General features: G+C 65.3%; 20 protein-coding genes. 14 read left to right on the plus strand and 6 right to left on the minus strand.

Features of this window, described 5'->3' with window-relative positions; translation table 11 throughout:
• The first annotated feature begins 21 nt into the window (after positions 1-21).
• The gene (locus DAI20_RS07555) at positions 22-3837 is read left to right on the plus strand and encodes an NACHT domain-containing protein (RefSeq protein WP_108249977.1); all 3816 of its coding nucleotides are present in this window, start codon (positions 22-24) and stop codon (positions 3835-3837) included.
• A gap of 23 nt (positions 3838-3860) precedes the next feature.
• Here the strand turns inward: DAI20_RS07555 and DAI20_RS18470 are convergent, their stop codons facing one another.
• On the minus strand, positions 3861-4118 hold the full coding sequence (locus DAI20_RS18470) for a hypothetical protein (protein WP_159084962.1): 258 nt from the start codon (positions 4116-4118) through the stop codon (positions 3861-3863).
• A gap of 291 nt (positions 4119-4409) precedes the next feature.
• On the opposite strand from DAI20_RS18470, the gene DAI20_RS07560 reads away from it, so the two are divergent.
• Positions 4410-4832 (plus strand): LbetaH domain-containing protein, encoded by a 423-nt coding sequence (locus DAI20_RS07560; RefSeq protein WP_108249978.1) that lies wholly within the window; start codon positions 4410-4412, stop codon positions 4830-4832.
• Between the two features lie 159 nt (positions 4833-4991).
• On the opposite strand, the gene DAI20_RS07565 is transcribed toward DAI20_RS07560, so the two are convergent.
• The 3 genes from DAI20_RS07565 to DAI20_RS07575 all read right to left on the minus strand — a co-directional run bounded on the left by DAI20_RS07565 (position 4992) and on the right by DAI20_RS07575 (position 8280).
• The gene (locus DAI20_RS07565; RefSeq protein ID WP_159084963.1) at positions 4992-6188 is read right to left on the minus strand and encodes an SGNH/GDSL hydrolase family protein; all 1197 of its coding nucleotides are present in this window, start codon (positions 6186-6188) and stop codon (positions 4992-4994) included.
• Between the two features lie 124 nt (positions 6189-6312).
• A complete protein-coding gene (locus DAI20_RS18475; protein ID WP_159084964.1) occupies positions 6313-7203 on the minus strand; it encodes a hypothetical protein in 891 nt (296 codons plus the stop codon).
• A gap of 54 nt (positions 7204-7257) precedes the next feature.
• The gene (locus DAI20_RS07575) at positions 7258-8280 is read right to left on the minus strand and encodes a prepilin-type N-terminal cleavage/methylation domain-containing protein (RefSeq protein ID WP_108249981.1); all 1023 of its coding nucleotides are present in this window, start codon (positions 8278-8280) and stop codon (positions 7258-7260) included.
• Between the two features lie 117 nt (positions 8281-8397).
• On the opposite strand from DAI20_RS07575, the gene DAI20_RS07580 reads away from it, so the two are divergent.
• The 3 genes from DAI20_RS07580 (at position 8398) to DAI20_RS07590 (ending at position 10449) form a co-directional block, all read left to right on the plus strand.
• The gene (locus tag DAI20_RS07580) at positions 8398-9276 is read left to right on the plus strand and encodes a DUF4365 domain-containing protein (RefSeq protein ID WP_108249982.1); all 879 of its coding nucleotides are present in this window, start codon (positions 8398-8400) and stop codon (positions 9274-9276) included.
• Between the two features lie 26 nt (positions 9277-9302).
• Positions 9303-9488 carry a hypothetical protein gene (locus DAI20_RS07585; protein WP_159084965.1) on the plus strand — a complete coding sequence of 62 codons (186 nt, stop codon included), beginning with the start codon at positions 9303-9305 and terminating at the stop codon, positions 9486-9488.
• 88 nt (positions 9489-9576) lie between these two features.
• Positions 9577-10449, plus strand: coding sequence for a hypothetical protein (locus tag DAI20_RS07590; RefSeq protein WP_159084966.1), 873 nt, complete (start codon positions 9577-9579; stop codon positions 10447-10449).
• Positions 10450-10459: 10 nt separating this feature from the next.
• Here DAI20_RS07590 and DAI20_RS07595 read toward each other — a convergent pair whose 3' ends face one another.
• Complete coding sequence (locus DAI20_RS07595) at positions 10460-11572, minus strand: hypothetical protein (protein WP_108249985.1); 1113 nt, start codon at positions 11570-11572, stop codon at positions 10460-10462.
• A gap of 42 nt (positions 11573-11614) precedes the next feature.
• Between DAI20_RS07595 and DAI20_RS19065 the strand changes: the two genes are divergently transcribed.
• From DAI20_RS19065 to DAI20_RS07605, 4 genes are all read left to right on the plus strand, one after another.
• Positions 11615-11749 carry a hypothetical protein gene (locus DAI20_RS19065; RefSeq protein ID WP_306766465.1) on the plus strand — a complete coding sequence of 45 codons (135 nt, stop codon included), beginning with the start codon at positions 11615-11617 and terminating at the stop codon, positions 11747-11749.
• A gap of 380 nt (positions 11750-12129) precedes the next feature.
• Entirely contained in the window at positions 12130-12264 is a 135-nt protein-coding gene (locus DAI20_RS19070; RefSeq protein WP_306766466.1) for a hypothetical protein, read from the plus strand.
• A gap of 129 nt (positions 12265-12393) precedes the next feature.
• Positions 12394-12657, plus strand: coding sequence for a hypothetical protein (locus DAI20_RS07600; RefSeq protein WP_108249986.1), 264 nt, complete (start codon positions 12394-12396; stop codon positions 12655-12657).
• An 8-nt stretch (positions 12658-12665) separates the two neighbouring features.
• Positions 12666-13292 carry a hypothetical protein gene (locus tag DAI20_RS07605; RefSeq protein ID WP_205781386.1) on the plus strand — a complete coding sequence of 209 codons (627 nt, stop codon included), beginning with the start codon at positions 12666-12668 and terminating at the stop codon, positions 13290-13292.
• A 24-nt stretch (positions 13293-13316) separates the two neighbouring features.
• On the opposite strand, the gene DAI20_RS07610 is transcribed toward DAI20_RS07605, so the two are convergent.
• Positions 13317-14129: a GIY-YIG nuclease family protein gene (locus tag DAI20_RS07610; RefSeq protein ID WP_108249987.1), complete on the minus strand. Its 813-nt coding sequence runs from the start codon at positions 14127-14129 to the stop codon at positions 13317-13319.
• 175 nt (positions 14130-14304) lie between these two features.
• Here DAI20_RS07610 and DAI20_RS07615 point away from each other — a divergent pair, with 175 nt between their 5' ends.
• The 5 genes from DAI20_RS07615 to DAI20_RS07635 all read left to right on the plus strand — a co-directional run bounded on the left by DAI20_RS07615 (position 14305) and on the right by DAI20_RS07635 (position 17636).
• Positions 14305-14985, plus strand: a complete 681-nt coding sequence (locus DAI20_RS07615; protein ID WP_159084967.1) for a TIGR02391 family protein — start codon at positions 14305-14307, stop codon at positions 14983-14985.
• 5 nt (positions 14986-14990) lie between these two features.
• Positions 14991-15848 carry a hypothetical protein gene (locus tag DAI20_RS07620; protein WP_108249989.1) on the plus strand — a complete coding sequence of 286 codons (858 nt, stop codon included), beginning with the start codon at positions 14991-14993 and terminating at the stop codon, positions 15846-15848.
• Positions 15849-16034: 186 nt separating this feature from the next.
• Positions 16035-16361, plus strand: coding sequence for a ribbon-helix-helix domain-containing protein (locus DAI20_RS07625; protein ID WP_159084968.1), 327 nt, complete (start codon positions 16035-16037; stop codon positions 16359-16361).
• A gap of 217 nt (positions 16362-16578) precedes the next feature.
• A complete protein-coding gene (locus DAI20_RS07630) occupies positions 16579-17112 on the plus strand; it encodes a DUF3846 domain-containing protein (RefSeq protein ID WP_108249991.1) in 534 nt (177 codons plus the stop codon).
• Positions 17109-17636 carry a DUF3846 domain-containing protein gene (locus DAI20_RS07635; protein WP_205781387.1) on the plus strand — a complete coding sequence of 176 codons (528 nt, stop codon included), beginning with the start codon at positions 17109-17111 and terminating at the stop codon, positions 17634-17636. The genes DAI20_RS07630 and DAI20_RS07635 overlap by 4 nt, the downstream gene beginning before the upstream one ends.
• Positions 17637-17855 lie beyond the last annotated feature (219 nt).

The following is a 17855-nucleotide window of genomic DNA, read 5'->3' on the forward strand; positions in this document are numbered from 1 at the left end:
AAGGCTCAATAGGATCGGGAGATGACCGACCGCGCCCGTCTCGACGAGGAGTGCAGTGCGCTGTTCGAGGGCGGGAAAGATCTCCTCGCTCCAGGGCGGCTCCCGGTCTTGTGTGAGCTCGTGAAGCAGCGCACGGGCATCGACCTCGACGAGCTGTCGGTGCGGACGGTGCTGGCCCAAGCGCTGCTGCGCGCGGAGGCGCAGGCCGAGGTGGGGCGCCACGGCGCGCTTGTCGGCGCGCGTGCCTACCTGCTGCTCGACGGCGGACCCGACCCGGCGGAAGCGGCGCAGATCCGCCTCAAGCACCGCCAGCCGGCGGCCCGGGCAGACTCGCAGGCGTTGCGGTTCTCCTGGGCGTACTGGCAGCAACTGCGGCAGCTCCGTCGGGGCCGGGCCGTGCCGGTGCCGCACGAGCGCAGCGGCCGCAACCAGAGGAATGCGTATGCCGCCGCGCTCGCGGACAGTGTCTGGGCACTCCTGGAATCACCAGCCGGACTGATCTCCGCGGTGCGGGCCGTTCCCGACGCAGAGGACCAGTACTCGGCGGCGCTCCAAGGCGTGATCCGGGATGCGGCGCTCTACGTGACGGACGTGCGGCCCGACCCAGCCCTGCTCGTGCATCGCGAACTGGAAGCGGCACTGCTGAAGGCACTAAGAGACGGCGGCAGGCCGTGGCCGCGGGTCGTGGTCGGGGACGCCGGGTTCGGCAAGAGCACGTTGCTCTGGTCCTTGCATGCCAGCCTCATTGAAAACCCCGAGGTGGTACCAGTGCTGCTGAGCGCGGGCTGGTTCGTCGAGTACACCGACAAGCACGACGTCACCGACGTCGCAGCCCTCCTTGCGGAGCCGCAGGAGCGTGGACGACGGACGGTGGTGTTGCTCGACACCGTCGACGCCCTCGTCCACGACGACCGATCGCGGCGTCGGCTGCTGCGACTCATCGATGCGCTGTTCGAGGCAGGCATCCCTGCCGTGTTCGCATGCCGCCCGCGGGAAGCCGCTTCGCTCACGCACACCGAGCTCCGGACCCACCCCCTCGGCGCATACTCCGACACGGAACGCGACGCCGCCGTGCGAGCGCTCGCGCGCCAGCACGTGGAGAACGCGGACGAAGAGCGCATCGCGCGGGACATCGCGTCGGCAAACGCCCGGGGGCTCCCGGTCGAGGATGTCAGCCGCAACCCGCTGCTGCTCTGGATGATGTTTAGCCTCGCTGCCCCGGCCGCCCCAACATTGGCGGACATCGACGTCACGAGCCTCTTCCGCGGCTACTGGGATCGCCGCATCGCCCAGGACATCCGCAGCACCGTGGAACTCCAGTACCGCGCTGCCGACCAGGACATGTCGGACACCGCGGGCGCGACCGCGGCGGTTCTCCTCACCGTCGGGGCGCCAGACCTCGCGCTTGATGAGCTCCGCGCTGGCGTGAGCACGATCGCCCGCCATCAGAGGGCGAGCGGCGACCTCGAGGTGCTCCGCGAACGGGGCGTGCTTGCCGACCTCGGGCCGCACGTCGGGTTCTTCCACCAGACCCTTTTCGAGTACGCCGCTGCGCAAGCACTCTTGACACGCGACCCGGCGCAGGCGCTCGCCATGCTCGCCGCCCGCGCCACGAGGGCAGGCGGCGACCTGTTCGTCGCCGCGGTGTGGGAACAGGCCCTTATCCTCGCCGGGCAGAACCCGCTTCATCGCCACCACCTGAGCGCCCTGCCGGATCAAGTGCTGGCGTCAGGCAGCCCCGTCGCGGAGGCCGCGCTGCTCGTCGCTTGGGCGCACCACCCGACAGCCGTCCAGCTTCCCGAGTCTCTGCCCGCGCACGCGGAACTGTCCGCGGTGGTGCGTGCCGCGCAGATCATCCCGGCCGTCTCCGCAGGGACGGCGCAGGAGCGCGTGGAGCAACTCCTGCTGCTGCTCGCGTCCAGGGACGACAAACAACTGTGGACGGAGGGGCTCGAAGGACTCACCCGGCTGGTCGCTCGCGATCCGACAGTCAGGAATGGGCTGGCCGACCTGATCCGGGACGCGCTCCACAGCCCGCACGCCGACTTCCTCGCCGCCGTGTTCGACCTTGCCGCCGCGATCGCACCGCGCGACCCCGGCACGATTCGCGCGCTCGTGCTTGCCGAGGCGGCCGACCCGACGCACGGCACCCTCTCCGTCATCCTCCCGGAGCTGGCACGGCTCTGGCCCATCCTCGGAGACGCAGACGCGCTGGGGGCGGCCACGAGGATCGTCGCCGATCGCGGCTGGGGAAACCAGTTCCTCCCCGCGCTCGGAAGTCTGATCGCCGCCGAATGGGAACGGCAAGGCGCTGACGTACAGCTCGAGCTGGTCAGCGCGACGACCGCTCCCGGCGCTGACGCTCCCGTATCGCGCGCCGTGGTGTACGCGGCAGCGGAGTACCTCTCCCGCGCGGCCGACCGAGCCGACACTGCAGAGCTCGTCCGCATCCTCGTCGAAGGGCTGCCTCCCGGCCTGTTCGATGTCGGGAAGGAGGCGCTCCGGACTCTGCTGGGCAGCGAGTCGCCAGCGGCGCTCCAAGCAGAGCGGCGCATCCGCAGTCTCCTCAGCACCGTCGGCGCGGACGCGCAGCTGAACCGCCTGACCCCGATGCAGCTGTACCTTCTGGAGATGCTGGCGTTGAGCCAGCCGACCCCAGGCCTGCTGCCGCGAGTGCTCCCTGCCCGGCTTGGCCCGCGCGATTGGTCAGCTGCGCCCTCCCTTGCCCGGCTCGCGCCCGGGGCAGCCGATCAAGGGCACGCCGCCGCCCGCCGCTTCCTGCAGCACCTCGCAAAGTCCGACACCGCGGCGGACACGGTGCTCGATGCGGTGCTCGCTACCTCGACGATTGCTGCGCCCGTCCATGACGAGGTGTTCGACCTGCTGGTCGTGATCGCCCTCAAACACAGGCGCACCGCCAGCGCCGACACACTCGTCACCAGCGCCTCCTACCGAAGCGCCCGGGTCGGCACCCACGCCCGGCGCATCCTGACCTACGCCAACGAACGCCTCGACACAACCGACGCCGCCGACTCCGAACTAGGACTCGTCGCAGCGATCATGAGCCGCGCGGAACTCGACCTGCAATGGGACGGCATCCATCGGCTGCTCGAACGAGTCCACGACCCACGGCGGCTCGGACCCCTCCTAGAAGCGCTATGGGTACAGACCCCGCCCGGCGACACCACTCCTCAACTCGAATTCCTCTCCCGCTTCATCCACGTCGACCCGGCCGCATCCACCCCTGTCACCCGCGCCAGCTCAGACGTCCCCATCACCGTCGCCCTGTCAGCGGCAAAGGCACACCAGCGCATCCTCGGGCACCGCGCCACCGCGTCCCCAGACGCGTGGCCGACCCTGCGCGCGCTCACCCTGTACGACGTCGAAACCGAGGACATCTTCTTCAACGGCAGCCGTTTCGTCGTCGCGTGCGACTATCTCATGAGACTCGCGGACGACCGTCCGGCCGAGACCGGCCCGTTCCTCCACGACCTACTGTCCGCCGCGGTCGCGGGGACATTCGTAAGCATTACTCCGCGACTGTGGGCCCGCGAGACCGGCGCCGTCATCGCGAAGTGCCTCCGGGCGGGCAGCATCGCGGTGCGCGACCTTGCTGACCTCTGTCTCGGCCCGCTGGATGACGACGTCGCGAGGCTCATCATGAGCGTCCTCGCGGATACCGACTACCGGCAAGCAAGGCCCGCGCTCCTCGATATCGCGCGACGCGCGCAGGATTCAACGACGCGAGCCAACGCGACAGCGATCGTGCGCGACCACGACCGGCAGCACGGCACCGGCGCCTTCCCCGAGATACAGGCACTCTTCGCCGCACGGTAGACCGCCGTCTCCGGCGCGGCGACTCAGGGAGCGACGCGCACGGCCAGACCGGCGGTGATGAGTTCCTCGATCGCCGCCGCGAGATCCACCGGGCTCTCGACGGCATCGTCATACGGGTCGATGGGAGCGCCCTGCTGCGCGAGCAGGAGCGCATACAGCCCTCGCGCCATGAGCGACAGATCCTGGTCCGCCAGGATGTCGGGCGGGATGCCGACGTCTCCAGCATCGTCACGGACCGCCCGAAGTCCGGCCCCTGCGATCCAATCTGAAGCGCTCTCCAACCCTGAAGACTACCGCCGCCGCGAGACCGTAAGCGGCAGATATGGTGTCACGCTCCACCTGCGCAACGCTAATTGCTATTGACAAAATGCCTGATAAATGCGATAATCCGTACAGTTGGGGCGCTGATCAGTGGTCAGTCTCAACGAGAACCGCTCGCCGCATCCGACGGCTGGAGCGATTCGGGAAAGCTCCCTTCCCGCCCGTCGGGTGCAGGAGTGGCGACGTCCGGGGAAAGGCGTCGCTGCTCCTGCAACCGCAGGGACAAACACGTCAACGAGCTGGGGAGAACCATGACCACTGAAGCAAGCCCGCGCACCGGACCCTGGACGATCCATCGCAACGACGACATCGTCGACGTCCGAACCGAGCACTACCGCATCCACCAGAACGGCGGCGGCCTCGTGGCCCTCACGGCCCACGTCGCTCCGTCCGTCTACGTCGCACCAAGAGCCATGATCAAGGACAACGCCATCGTGGTCGGATCGGTCCGCCTCTTCGACCGCACCGTGATCGAAGACCGGGCCGTCGTCGCCGACGCCTGCACCCTCCGGGGTGAATCCAGCGTCGGCGGCGAAGCCATCCTCCGGGGAAGCGTGCAACTCAGCCACGAGGCCCGTGCGGACGGCAACGCGAGACTCAGCGGAGGGCTGCACCTGCAGCACTTCGCGCGAGTCAGCCAAGGCACGCTCGCCGGCGGCATGACCGTCCAGTGAGCGCACCACCTCGAGCCCGCCTCGAGCGACAACAAGAAGAGCCCGCACGGGCGACTTCCGTCGCTCGGCGGGCTCTTCTCATGTTGCGGTCGATTGTCGGTGGCGTGGCCCAGAATGACCGCCAAAATGCACGCAACCCTCTTTGGCAGTTTCGTCTTGTCAGGACTGCTGCGCGACGACGCACCCGAGGAAGTGCGCGACGCCCGTAAATGTATCTCCCGAGTCGGTCCCGATGCGGAGTATCTGGATGCCGTTGAGGACGCTGGTCGCAGCGACCGTGACCATCAGGTAGGTAGTCGTTGGCCACGTCCCCTGACCTGCCGACGTTGGGAACCCGATCAGGGATGGCGACGCCTGGTTGTTCGCCCAGGCGCCCGCCCCCGTGAGAGAGTTGCCCCAGTGCACCATGGACTTCCCCAGCCCGCCAATGCTTCGTGTGCGGCTACGTATGCCCATGAACTGTCCCGAAGGGGTTATCTCGTTGGGTGTCGTGAATACCGCGTAGATCGCGTGCGAGTTCCAATACGGCGGTACTACGAACGAGGCCGAGAGCGTCACGTCTGTGTCGTTCGGGAGAATCAGGCTCGGGAGCCCGTTCGCGCTGCCTGCTGTCGCCGTGTCGGGCTGGAACGCGGGTGCGGGCACCCACAGCTGTCCGAACTCGTTCGTCGGTGATGCGGGAGTTGTCGCGAGGGACGACACCATGTGCCCAATGACAACGCTCGCCCACAGGTCGATGCCTGCCTGGTTCGGGTGTACGTTGTCATTCATCAGCGTCGTGTCCCGACTGGGCACGGCGAGGAACCGGTCGAGGATATTGATCGTCCCCATGCCGAGGTTCCCGGCAAGCTCCTCGATGGTCTGCTGCCGCAGGATCGCGATCGCGTAGTCGGAGTCGACAGCCTTCCGCGGGTTCTGAATGATCGAGATCATCCCGGCCCTCGGGAACGCGTCGCGCACGGCGCGGACCATCGGGAAGTAGATACCTCGATAGAACAGGCCGGACGCACCGGTGTTGTTGTGGCCCATGTTGAAAATGACCAGATCCGGCGTTGCGGGGATCATCGTCGTGAACCGGCTGATGGTCGCGATCGGGTACGAAAGGTTCTGACCCGACGCGGAGCCGTTGTAGATCGACAGGGTGAACGGCCCGCCGGCGTTGCCCGTGCCAGTTCCCGTCTGGATCGTTGTCCACGACCCGTAAGCGTGCGCCGATGAGGCGTCCCAGTCCTTCACCTGAGCGGTGTAGGCAGGGAAGCTCGTCGCGAGCCACTGAGCGAGCTGGCGCGGCCATCCAGTAGTAGCGGACGGCACAAGACCGGTACTGTCGCCGATGATCTGCAGCACGACGCTCACACCCCCGCGGCGAAGTTTCGCGAGGAATGATGCCGCGGCTTCCGAGCCACCGCTGAGGCGTGCCGGAATCGAGGCGAGCGGACGCCCCGTGGAGTCAATGGGAGGTGTATCGAGGATACCCATCTCAGCTCACCACCATCTGTGGGACGTTCGTCGCTGCACCGCTAGAGTTCCGAGTGATCGCGGGTTGGGTGAAGGTCTTGGTGACCGGCGATCCGTAGGTGATGGTGTAGGCCAGCACGGCGTTGGTGCCTGCCTGCCGCGACGTAATCGCGAGCGTCCCAGGAGTGCCGTCTGGCCACACCACGGCAGCGCTCGTCACGAGGTCCGAGGCATCGAGGGCGACTGCTCCGACGACGAGTAAATCGGGGTTCTTTGCCGCAACCTTCATGCTGACGTACGAGGATGACAATTCGCTCGAGTCGGCAATGGCTTGCATCGGAATTTGTCCCGAAGGAACCTTCGTGGTCGCATCGAGGGCCGCTACTCCGGACGCGACACCCTTCTGGCTCGCAGCGAGCGCGGCGTCCGCCTTCGCACCCTGGGCAGCTGTCGCATACGCGGCTGTCAGGGACGCGTCAGAGAGTCGAGCTGGCAGCTGGCTGTCGGGAACATGGCTATTCCCGTCGAGCGACGCCACGCCGTTCGCTTGCCCGAGGCTGGCGATTTTGTCGGTAGAGACGGCACCGTCTTGAATCTTGGCCGATGAGACGGATCCGTCACCAAGCTTGCCCGAGCTGACTGCACCGTCTGCGAGCTTCTCTTCGGTGACGCTGCCATCCGCGATTCCAGCGGACACTTGGTTGAGCTTCGCGCGCACACCGGCGTCCAGCTTCGCCTCTTGAATCGTGTCGTTCGCCAGCGCTGCATTCGTGACGGACAGCGGCTTCAGCTGCGCCGGGCCAACCGTGTCGGTCTTGAGTTTGCCGTCAACGTCGTGCGATTGGCTGAGGTAGTCATTGAGAACTTCACCCCAACTTCCGCTGTCACCTCCGACTGTCGGTAATCGTGCCATTCATTTATCCTCCTGATTGATTGATTGATGTTGCGCACCGGTGACCTCGTTCACTCACTGCGGCGGGCCCGTCGAGGTCGAGTTGTTTGGAGACCCGTTCCACATCCAGCCAGGGGAGTCGCCGTCGCCGTACGCCGTAGAGAGGCTGCTGCCGCCTTGGAAGATGAGGAGCGAGTCTGCGTAGTAGACGCCGTCTGCGCCCACGAGGTTGTAGATCATCAATGTCGTCTGGCTCGGGCCCGTCGTGTAGGTAGCAGACGCTCGGCGCCACGATCCGGTGGAACCTAGCGCGGACAACGCGACCTGTGAGCCGTAGCTCGCGTCTACCGCGAACCACTGCGGAATCGCGCCGGACTCCACGTAGGTAGACACCCCGATGCGATAGGCGGTGTTCGGGCTCACCGCAATGGCGTTCGACTTGATGCCTGAGGTTCCGCTGCCCCCGGTCCTCGTAAATCGAGCGGATCGCGAACCCGAGTCGGCTCGAGAGGTGTCAATGGATACGCCGCCGCCGCTCCCGCTTCCTGCAGTGCTGAATGCCAACGTGCCCGACTCGCTAGATGGATTCGGCACGAGATTCGTGATCGGCGCGACCCCATTCAAACCATGTCCCGCGCATGCGCCAGCGGTAGCCGAGGTGATCGCGTTGGAGACGAAGAACGAGACGTTCTGGCTTGTCGCAGTTAGGCAGAAGGTCTTCGGATTGCCAGTGTTGTCGACGCGGTACTGGTAGCTCGTCGAGCCTGAGTCAGAAACGCCCGCATCACTCAACGCAGCCGGGTACTGCTCGGCGTTCGTCACCGCGTAGGCCATCACCTTCTTGGCAGCCTGCTGCGCTGCGGAGGATGCTGCCGATGCTTTCGCGCGGTTGTTGATGCCGTTGTAAGCGACGATCGTGATGGCAGCCAAGATCGCGATCACTACCACGACGATCAGGAGTTCGACGATGGTGAAGCCTCGGCGTCGGTCTCGAACGTCCTCACCCAGAACAGCTGACGAGTGAGCACGCTCGAAATCTGCGCCGCGGAGTGGCTGAGACCCTAGATTCGGAGTGGTGCGTGATGCCGTGCGCGCCATAGCTGCGCCTGACTATGAAGCATGAGTGCGACCGTGACAAGGTCGCTGGCGTTGTAGAAATGGCTACGTGCGCTGTGGAAAACGCAGGGGCATCAGAGCATCGGGGGAGCGGCACAGATGCCCAACATTGGCGACGACGACGTGTTCGAGAACGCGTACATGCATGATCTGCGGGCGAAGCTCTCGAAGCGTGGCGTGCTCGTCGAGTACGAGTTTGACCGCGCAGCCATCGATGTCGGCGTGCACATGTGGGTTGAGACGGACGACGGCGCGCACGATGTCAGCGGTCCTCGCGTCTGGATGCAGGCGAAGGGCTACCACGCGGAGACTCTGACCGCAGAGGAATTCGCGGCAGCCGAGGCGGTCAAGACTCATGCCGTCTCGATGGATCATGTGCGGTTTTGGTACAACGCCCCCGAACCGGTCTATCTCGTCGAGTACGTCGAGTCAGTCGACACCTTCTTTGCGGACGATGTTCGCGACCTCGTCGACAAGCGTGGAGGCCTAGGCAAGGTAGTCGAGGCTGGTGCGACCACGACGTTCCACATCCCGAAATCGAAGACGCTGGATGACGCACTCGATCGGATGCCAACGCATCGTTCCATGCGGATCGACGGGCCGGCCTGGCGTGGTCGTCCACTCGGACATGGGATCGATCCGATGCGGAGCGAGCTCGCGCCGATGGCACCTGACCTCTTCATCCGGGTAGTCACCGCACTCCTCAACGCGCACGATTTTCGAGTGCACGGTGGCGACGGGAAGCTTGCTCCACTCAGCGGCCTTGCCACCGATCGCCCGACCGTCGCTGTCGGGACGCTCTATCTCACGTATGAGTGGGTGCTCCCGCTGTTCACGGAGTTCGGGTTCGACGACGGAACTGACTTCCGCATTGAAGGCGGTCCGCTCTACGCGCTGGCGAGGTGGTGCTCGTCGTCGACCCGACCGGGACGGCGACGCCGGAATCGGTCGCAGCGAACTATGACATCCCCGGTCTGACCAGCCAGTACGAGACGGATCGGGTGTTGGTGCTCTCGAACTCGACCATCGACTTCAAGATGATGGGGCAATGGTCTCGCGCCTATGAGAGCGACAACCTCGTCTGCGATCCGCAGTTCCTCGACAGCCTAACGTTCAACGTCCTCACCGCGACGAACGTCTTCCTCGACTTCCATGAGTGCCTCGCGTTCCGCTTTCGGAACTACCTGTAGTCAGTTCAGATCCGGCGCCGCCAGCGCGATGCCGGATACTAGGTCCGGGCGTGCCGCGTCGGCCGTTCACTGACTCGAAGGTGCTTCTATGTCGACCCCTCTGTACCGCGAACGTAAGGCCGGCCCCGCTCCCCGTGTTCACGACGAACTGCCGGATCACACGAAGCGTGGACTGATCGCGGTGCTCGCAGGAGCCCTCGACTCGGATCAGCTTGCCAAGGTCTTTCCCGAGCAGTGCAATGACGGCAACGGCATCTGCGGAACGAATCGCTCGCGGGCCACAGATCTGATGGAGGCTTTCGTCGCCGACTTCAATTGGCCGCCGCGCGAGGACATCGACGATGACGTGCTCTTCGATCTCATTGAGTTCTTTGCAGCGCGCGTTGAGCAGCCGAAGCAGGTCCACTGGCACTCTTACTTCTCTCACTACGAGCTGGAGTTTGATCGCCGCGCTGGGTTCATCCAGTTTCGCGATGACGTCAACGCGATCCTGTCGGCCGGTCGGACGGTGTATGAGCTATCGGGTGTGCAGGTGGAGCGCGTCGGTACGCCCGAGATCCAAGCCGCCCTCGCAGACCTTCGTCCCGACAGTGGCGATGAAGGAGTCGACACCCTCATCACCGATGCGCGGCAGCTCTACCTGTCGCCGAAGGGGGCGGATCGCCAGACGGGTCTCGAGAAGCTCTGGGACGCGTTCGAGCGACTGAAGACCATCGAGGTCGGCAAGGACAAGAAGGCTCAGATCGCCGAACTCCTTCAGCACGTCATCTCAGAGCCTCTCCGGGCTGAAGTCGAGAAGGAGATGCGCGCGCTCACCGACATCGGCAACAACTTCCGCATCCGGCACCACGAGACGTCGAAGCACCCAATCCCAGACTCGAACGCCAGCGACTACCTGTTCGCACGCCTCTCGAACCTGATCATCTTTCTGCTGAAGGCGTCCGACCGGCTCGAGTCCTGAAGCGCAGGAGTCACGAGGTGGCGGGCCACAGCTCCCAACGATTGGCGCGTCCGCGTTTCACCACGGCATCGGGATATTGCGCCTGAAGCTCGGAGAGACGCTCTATTACCTCAGCGATGGGGAGCGTGCCGGGAAGTGAGGCGAGCGGCTGAGGCGGGGGAGCCGGCACCGTCTTCGAGCCACCATCGATGCGCTCAGACGCGGAGCGCAGGATCTCCCACACCCGCTCCATCCGCGCGGCATGAAGGGGCCACCGTGGGCAGGGGCGGGACTCGTAGACGTCGCCGCCCGAGACATGCTGGTACTGCGGGGTGTAGCAGTCTGCGCACATGGCCTCTGCTTCGAGTCGGGGCACGGCGAGCAGCGCACTGAGACTACGCTCCTCCGACCCAAGGCGCCCCTGGAGCGTCCCGTTCTCTTTTCGATCCTTCGTTGCCTTGAGCTCGTCCCGCAGCTTCTCGGTCGACTCCATCAGCTCCTCGACCCGGCGCTTCCGCTCGATCCGATACCAGATCACGTTCCAGGTGCGTCGGTCGCGGGGGAGTTTGCCGTCCTCATCGACGACATCCTCGGGATCGCCCACACGTTCCGTCAGCTTCGCGATCGCCTCGGCGCCGCCGCCGAGATTGGCCCGCAGATCTGCGACTTCCTTAGCTCGTCGCTCCGGCGCCATCCCTGGGTAGCGTTCGTCGCTCTGATACTCCGCGAGCTCGCGCGTGGTGTGCCCGTGCATCGCCTGTCGTTCGAGCAGCGCGAAGCGGGCCATTTCGCGTTCCGGGTCGTACTGCTCCTTGTCGCGCTCCCAACGAGCTTCATCCGCCACGCGGGCGGTGCGCACCTTGCGGGTGATCGCGGATCTTCTCGCTCCAACTTGACGAGCCGTCAGCGGGCGGAAGTCCGGTTCCGCACGCTCCCACTCGTCGAGGACTTGCTCGCATCGGGCCTCCAGCGGCGCGAGCTCATCTTTGCGCCAGGGGTTCCAGTCCAGCTCCCAGAAGAGTTCGAGCCAGTGGCCGCGTTCGTAGATGTACTCGTCGAACGAGGATGACGCTCCCGGCTTCGCGCGCCAGAGAATCCCTTTGTGCTCGAATACCTGAGGTGCCCGATCCGTGACTGTCGCCATGAGTCCACGATCCGCTCACGGACGAGCGAGTGCCAGTGAACAGTGCATGACGAGCAACTCGATGGTCGTTTCGACGAGCTGCGGAAGGTCGATTTCGCTGACGAGATCGTCATCGCCCACCCCGAGATCTACTTCGAGGACGCCACCGACCACACGACTTTGCCTGTGGATAACTGAATCTTGACAACGCCTTCGCCTGTGGATAATGACACCGTTGTAGTTCGCGGGGTCTCCCTCACGCCGGAAATGGCCCGGAAAACGGCCTGTAAGCGCCTGTGACGCGTTTAAACGCAGGTAGGGCGCTGCTTTTATATAACTCGGATTCCGAGCGCTCACGCGGGCGTACAGCGTGCGCGATGTCGGTGGCATCGTCTAGACTCTGAATGCAAGCGAGCCCCGATCTGCCGAGAGGAAGCGAAAGGCTTACTTGCAGCAGATCAGGGCTCGAGGTGTCTTGGTAGGACCTCTCGACTCTAGAGGCTCAATGGCCTCTACGCGAGTTGGACACGTTGTCCGCTCGGGTGTATCTGCTTCCTCCACTGCGGAAGGAGCGCACCATGGCGAAGTCGTCGTCGCGGTCGTCCGGGAAGCCCTCGAAGGCCTCGCTGAGCAAGGCGGGTCGGACGCTCGCGTCCAACTCGTCGAGCAAGCCGGCCAAGTCGAAGGCTGGCTCGACGCTCGGTAAGGGCTAGTGAGCCGGGGAGGCCGATCGACCCGAAATCGGCCGGCCTTCCCTCCTCGCCAGCCTGACGACATCCGCCAGGTGTGCTCCTTGCTCCGCAGGTATCGACCCGAACGGGCGAGAAGGCAGTTCCAGCACCATGAAGCTCAACATCAAGTTCGACCAGGCCGCACTGCGGCGCGAAATCCAGGCAGGCCTCGACCGCGTAGCGCGTGAGCAGACGCGTGACCTCGACCGGCTGCGCCAGCAGTACACCGGGCATCCGGTGGCGGAGATCAAGCCCGCACTGCAGCGCCTGTTCGCCCGCTACGACGGAAAGATCACCGACCCCGAGCTGAGCGAGTGGGCACAGCTGATCAGCGACGGCACCCGCATCGAGATGAAGCCCGGAAGGATTCGGTGACGCCGGCCATGAGCGAGATCGATCCCGAGTACGTCAAGCATCAGTACCTCTACGTCCCGTGGACGGACAAATTCGACAGCTTCGGCGTCGGGAAGGCGCTCGCGCGTCACGTCGCGAACCACTTCCGCGCCCGGCTCACCGTCGTCTGCCCGCAGAAGTCGAACGCGCAGTGGCACGACGAACTCGCCAAGCTGCCAATCGTCACGGAACGCACCGGCACCGTCGTTGACGGCGGTGTCGTGCTGGCCTTCGTACCGACGCGCAAGGTGATGGCGAAGGTGCACCACCTCTCCGAGAGCATCGTCATCATGGTCGAAGATCCCTCGGAGCGGTTCGAAGCCTGGGCTCGGCTGGTCGGCGCCTACAACGTGCTGACGAGGAAGGTCATGTCCTCCGGACTCTCCGAGGCCGGCACGAAGGCACTCGACGGTGTCGTCTGGGAGGGCTACAACGGCTGGCACGACTCCATCGCCGAGACCATGACGATCAAGCACCTGCGTGACCTTGCCGAAAGCGACGGCTACGACCGCGCGATCGTCCTCGAGTACGTCGCGCAGCGGAAGGGTGAGTACGCCCTCAAGCGCCTCGAGAAGATCCTCGACACGTTCGAGCGCTCGGTTCCCGCCGTCGCGTAGTACCCAGACCGCGGCCGAGCGCGGTCAGTTCCGATTCAGCCCGAACCGTACTGAGTCCAGCGCCTGCTTGAAGTGGCTCTCCGCAGCGTAGATATCCGCCTTCGGCGTTGCCGGGTCGAAGACCCGGAGGAGCGAGAAGCGGAAGCTCGACGGGTCGAGACCGCGCAGCTCGACGTTCCCTCCGTGCCCGTTGGTCGCGTACGCGCTCCAGCGCTGCCGGATGCTCTCCTCGCCATCCGCCTTTCCAACGTAGTGTCGTCCGTCCCGGGTGTCCGTGATCAGGTAGACCCCAAAGACTGATGACAGCGCCGTACGCCACGACGCGTACCGGTGCTCGCGCATCACCGCCTGCAGCTGGACGTGGCTGAGCACGAGCCGGTCGAAGCCTGGGAACGGGATCGGCTCGGCGTCCGCAATACCCACGACCGGATAGCGCGCAGCGGTCGATGCGCTCATCTTCCAGGTGCGCGGCGACTTCCAGCCGATTACAAGGCGACTGCGGAGGTCTGCCATGAAGTCGGTCTCCGCAACCTCGAAGGTTCGAATGATCCCGTTGTTGGCGATCTCCCCACGGTTCTCCACCACCGACCACAGCCGCGCCTGATCGCCGCCCTCCTTGATGAAGACCACCCAAATGGGCGGGGGATCGGCCGGGAAGCTTCGCGTACTGGCCGACTGGTTCCGCGTGTACTCGAATATCTCCGCGTGGGTCGAGTTGGCGTGGAGGCCCGTCAAGCCGCTCTCTTCGGACTCCTGGGCGAAGGCGTGACGGATCACGAGCGCCTGGGCCGGGTCGATACCTGCATCGGTTAGCAGAGGGCCAAGCGTCAATGGCATGAGGTAGATCTCCTCCTTGGGTGCTGACTCACGTTATCGGCCGTCGACGACGAGGTGCTGCCCGCAAATGCAGGGGTCCATCTGAGTCCGGGATGTCGGCGCCGGGCAATACCCTGATCGCCATGGAGACACTCTTCCCCCGTGTTGCTGCATCGTGACTGCCGCGGAGGTTCGCGTGCTGAGCAACGAAGAAGTCCTACAGCTCCCTGTCGACCGCTTGGCGCTGCTCGTGCTCGCCGACGCGCTGCGCGTGAGTACATGGAACTGGCGGAACTGGGCGCTCGGCTTTGCGCAGGACCGTCCGCGTGCTGGCCTGGCGGAGGCGCAGAACGCGATCGCTGAGGCATGGGGCTGGCTGATGGCGAAGGCCCTCATCTCGACGAAGGGCACAGGCGGCTCCTACGACTTCCACGACTTCTTCGTGACGCGCGCCGGGCACCAGGCGCTCGAGCGGGGTCTTTCGTATGTCCGTGCGGCGATCCGCCTCGACGTCGAGCTCGTGGAACCTCTCGAACAGAAGGTGCGTCCCCAGTTCCTGCTGGGAGACTTCGAGCTTGCGGGGTTCGCCGCCATGCGCGAAGTGGAGATTGCGGTCCGAGAGCAAGGCGGTCTCGGGACGGAGCTGGTCGGTGTCGCCCTCATGCAGAACGCCTTCCGCGAGGGCGGGCCCCTTCACGATCCTGAGGTGCATCCGGCCGAGTCCGTCGCGCAGATGAACCTTTTCGCCGGCGCGATGGGACTGTTCAAGAATCCGGCATCACACCGCCGGGTGGACTATCAGGATCCGGGCGAAGCGAGCGAAGTCATCCTCCTCGCCGACCTCCTGCTCCGGATCCTGCGGCGCCAGGCGGAGTAGTTGCGATGCTGACGATGGAGCCCGAGCACCGCCAGGTCCTCACAGCGGCGCTCCTTCGGGTATTGAAGGCAGCCGACACGCTCACAAGGGACTGCGTCCATGGCCCTTTGACGGCGTGGAGCTGGTCGGCCGAGATCGCGGCTTCCAACCTCAATCTCGCCCCCGCATGGGACGGCAACGTGCTCCACACACGGCTTCGCGCCGACACCGCGCGCGGCGCCGAGGCTGCCCGTGAGCATGGGCTGGCCCTCTTCGAGTTGGCGCGTTCGCGTCGCGAACTTGCCGTGCCGCTGGCGACCGTCACACGGGCTGCCATCGAAGCGTATGGGCGCGTCTACTGGCTCCTAAGCGCCGAGACGGCCGAGGAATGCGTCAGTCGCCTTGCGTCGCTGGAGTACCTGGCGTTGTCATACCCGGAGCGGGTCGGTGCGCTCCTTCGGCGGCTGCCCTTCGAAGTCGAGGCGACGAAGCCGGTCGACGCACATCGACAGAACCTCGCCGCCTGGGCGAAGGCACGTGGCGTCACGCTTGGCGGCGGCGCGCCGGGCGTGCTCGCGATCGCACTCTTGGAGGTCTTGTATCCGGAGCATGGTGCCTATACGTACGCAGGCCTCTCTGGAGCCGCGCATGCAAACGAATGGGCGACGGCGAACTTCTTCGACTTCCAGTCGGGCCGAATCCGTCGCGACGACAAGATGCTCATGGAGTACTGCATGTACGTCATCGAGGCGACCAAGACGATCTGCGATCTGCTTGTGCAGCGGTTCGAGCCTGACGTCGCGGTGACCCAGCGCTGGTCGCAGGCGTATGAGGGAGCCCAGCGGAGCATCGCAGGGTTCATCAACCGCACGCCGGATGCCTGAGGTGTTGTCGCGAAGACGTAGGGCGTCGTTCGCATGTGATCTACGGAGGTAGCACGTTGTGAAATGAACAACGGGTATTGACTTTTCTGACCGTTCGTTCATAATCGCTCGTCCACTCCTCGTCGGGGTGCGGTGTAGAGGATCCCAACCGGGGATCATCCATCGCTTCCGATGAGGAGGCTCAGCATGGCTGAGAACGAACCCGAAGTGCCGGCCTCGGCACTCGGACCAGTCCGCCCGTTGTCCATCAGGATCACGGACGGCCTGCGGGCGCAGCTGGACGTGATCGCACAGCTGAACGACCGCAGCGTCACCGAGGAGATCCGTCTGGCCCTGGAGGCTTGGGTCGAGACCAGCAAGTCCGATCCGAAGGTGCTCCAGCGCGCCGAGACGGTGCGGGCCGAGATAGAGCGCGAGGCGAAGACCAAGCAGAGCGCGATCGAGGCCATCTTCGGCGGTGCCACCGGCCGCGGAGCGAAGACTCCTACGCCCCGCGGCACCAAGTCCGTCTGAGCTCCCATCCGGATCGCATGCGGTCGGTCGAGCTCGGCGACAACCTCCCTCCCTCGTTTCTGGGGGCTCGGGGAGCGGGGCGGCTGTCCCGGAGGTCGAGTGCGATGCGCACTCCCTCCGGGCGGTTGCCCTAATCACCCACCTCGTTGCTGCCTCGCGGCTTGTCAGGGAACCCCGCAGGGTTCCCGGTCGCGACAACAGTAAGGAGGTGGGAAGGATGGTGCGAAGCATCGTCATCCCGCATGACCAAGCACGGCCAGCGCACGTCTGCGAGCTGGCCGACCTCGGCGCCTTCCAGGCAGCCGTGGACGGCAGCCTAGAACCGCTGGAGATCCCTACCCTCGACGTCACGGTCTACATGAACGAGGACGCCCGTCGGGAGCGCCGACCGCTGAACGTCCGCGCGACGGCGCTGTGGTGGTACTACAGCGCCGTGCCGACCGAGTTCCCGCTCATCCTCGGCGACGTCGCCCTGGCCGGCAGCGCCCACGACCTCACGGGGGACAGCGGGGACATCCCGCCGTTGGTGGAGCAGCAGATCTTCGGATCCGATCTCTACCGCGTGCAGGGCACGCGTGGCTGTGATCGGCACACCTGGCTGGACACCTACGCCCGGTTCGACAACCTGTTCGATGCGGCCACCTGGTGCACCTTGTTCCGGGCCACCATGGGCCGGGCATCGCAGTTCCGACTCAGCTCGGAGCCCGCTCTTTTCGACAGCCGCTCCTTCGGGGGTGAGCAAGCATGGTGAAGGCACTGCGCATCCCGACCGACGCCGACGAGCCGATCACGGAGCTGGAAGTCTCCAAGCTCGAGGACTACCAGGCCGAGGTGGGTGGCTGGATCGAACCCGTCGACATCCCGGAACTCGGGGTGACGGTCTACGTCCACGAGGAAGGGCTCATTCTCAACCTGCCCTTGAACTCCCGCGCCACGTTCCTGTGGTGGTACTTCGTCCCCGGGGCTCGTCAGAAGGCGATGCTCGTCGGCCCGGCGCTCATCGTCGGGCTACCCGACCGAAACGGTGACAGCACGGACATCCCGGCGCACGCCGCCGAGATGTTCACGCAAGCCGGGATCTGGCGCGTCGAAGTGCAAGTGGTCGACGATCCGACGTGGTACCGCAACCAGGCCACCTACGACGACTACTTCGAAGCACTCGTCTGGGCCATGGTCACGCTCGAACGCTGGACAACCGCCGAAGACGTCCGCGTCGTTCCCGTGACGAGCGAAGAACTCGCCGGGGGAGCGGACCTCACCGAACCCGCCGCCTGACGGCATCAGGCACCAACACACGGCGGCGACTGCCCGGACTTTGAGAATCACGAGTTCTCGTCCGGTGCGGTCGCCGCCCTTTCATGTTCCGGAGTACTGCCTGCCAGGTTGACCCGCGTACATGGCAGGCACGGATCTCGCTCGGCGATGGGCTCCGGTCTTGAGCCCACGAAGTCGATCTGGACGCACACGAGTGTGGCGATGAGCGGCACGCGTCGG

The sequence above is a fragment of the Planctomonas deserti genome (genome assembly GCF_003067705.1).
GTDB classification, from domain to species: Bacteria; Actinomycetota; Actinomycetes; order Actinomycetales; family Microbacteriaceae; genus Planctomonas; species Planctomonas deserti.

Excerpts from the sequence above, each read along its gene's own strand:
- DAI20_RS19070 (WP_306766466.1), top strand. The coding sequence starts at position 12,130 with ATGGCGAAGTCGTCGTCGCGGTCGTCCGGGAAGCCCTCGAAGGCCTCG.
- DAI20_RS07575 (WP_108249981.1), bottom strand. The coding sequence starts at position 8,280 with ATGGCGCGCACGGCATCACGCACCACTCCGAATCTAGGGTCTCAGCCA.
- DAI20_RS07580 (WP_108249982.1), top strand. The coding sequence starts at position 8,398 with ATGCCCAACATTGGCGACGACGACGTGTTCGAGAACGCGTACATGCAT.
- DAI20_RS07605 (WP_205781386.1), top strand. The coding sequence starts at position 12,666 with ATGAGCGAGATCGATCCCGAGTACGTCAAGCATCAGTACCTCTACGTC.
- DAI20_RS07590 (WP_159084966.1), top strand. The coding sequence starts at position 9,577 with ATGTCGACCCCTCTGTACCGCGAACGTAAGGCCGGCCCCGCTCCCCGT.
- DAI20_RS07630 (WP_108249991.1), top strand. The coding sequence starts at position 16,579 with ATGGTGCGAAGCATCGTCATCCCGCATGACCAAGCACGGCCAGCGCAC.
- DAI20_RS07560 (WP_108249978.1), top strand. The coding sequence starts at position 4,410 with ATGACCACTGAAGCAAGCCCGCGCACCGGACCCTGGACGATCCATCGC.
- DAI20_RS07610 (WP_108249987.1), bottom strand. The coding sequence starts at position 14,129 with ATGCCATTGACGCTTGGCCCTCTGCTAACCGATGCAGGTATCGACCCG.
- DAI20_RS07595 (WP_108249985.1), bottom strand. The coding sequence starts at position 11,572 with ATGGCGACAGTCACGGATCGGGCACCTCAGGTATTCGAGCACAAAGGG.
- DAI20_RS07555 (WP_108249977.1), top strand. The coding sequence starts at position 22 with ATGACCGACCGCGCCCGTCTCGACGAGGAGTGCAGTGCGCTGTTCGAG.
- DAI20_RS07600 (WP_108249986.1), top strand. The coding sequence starts at position 12,394 with ATGAAGCTCAACATCAAGTTCGACCAGGCCGCACTGCGGCGCGAAATC.
- DAI20_RS07625 (WP_159084968.1), top strand. The coding sequence starts at position 16,035 with ATGGCTGAGAACGAACCCGAAGTGCCGGCCTCGGCACTCGGACCAGTC.
- DAI20_RS07620 (WP_108249989.1), top strand. The coding sequence starts at position 14,991 with ATGCTGACGATGGAGCCCGAGCACCGCCAGGTCCTCACAGCGGCGCTC.
- DAI20_RS18475 (WP_159084964.1), bottom strand. The coding sequence starts at position 7,203 with ATGGCACGATTACCGACAGTCGGAGGTGACAGCGGAAGTTGGGGTGAA.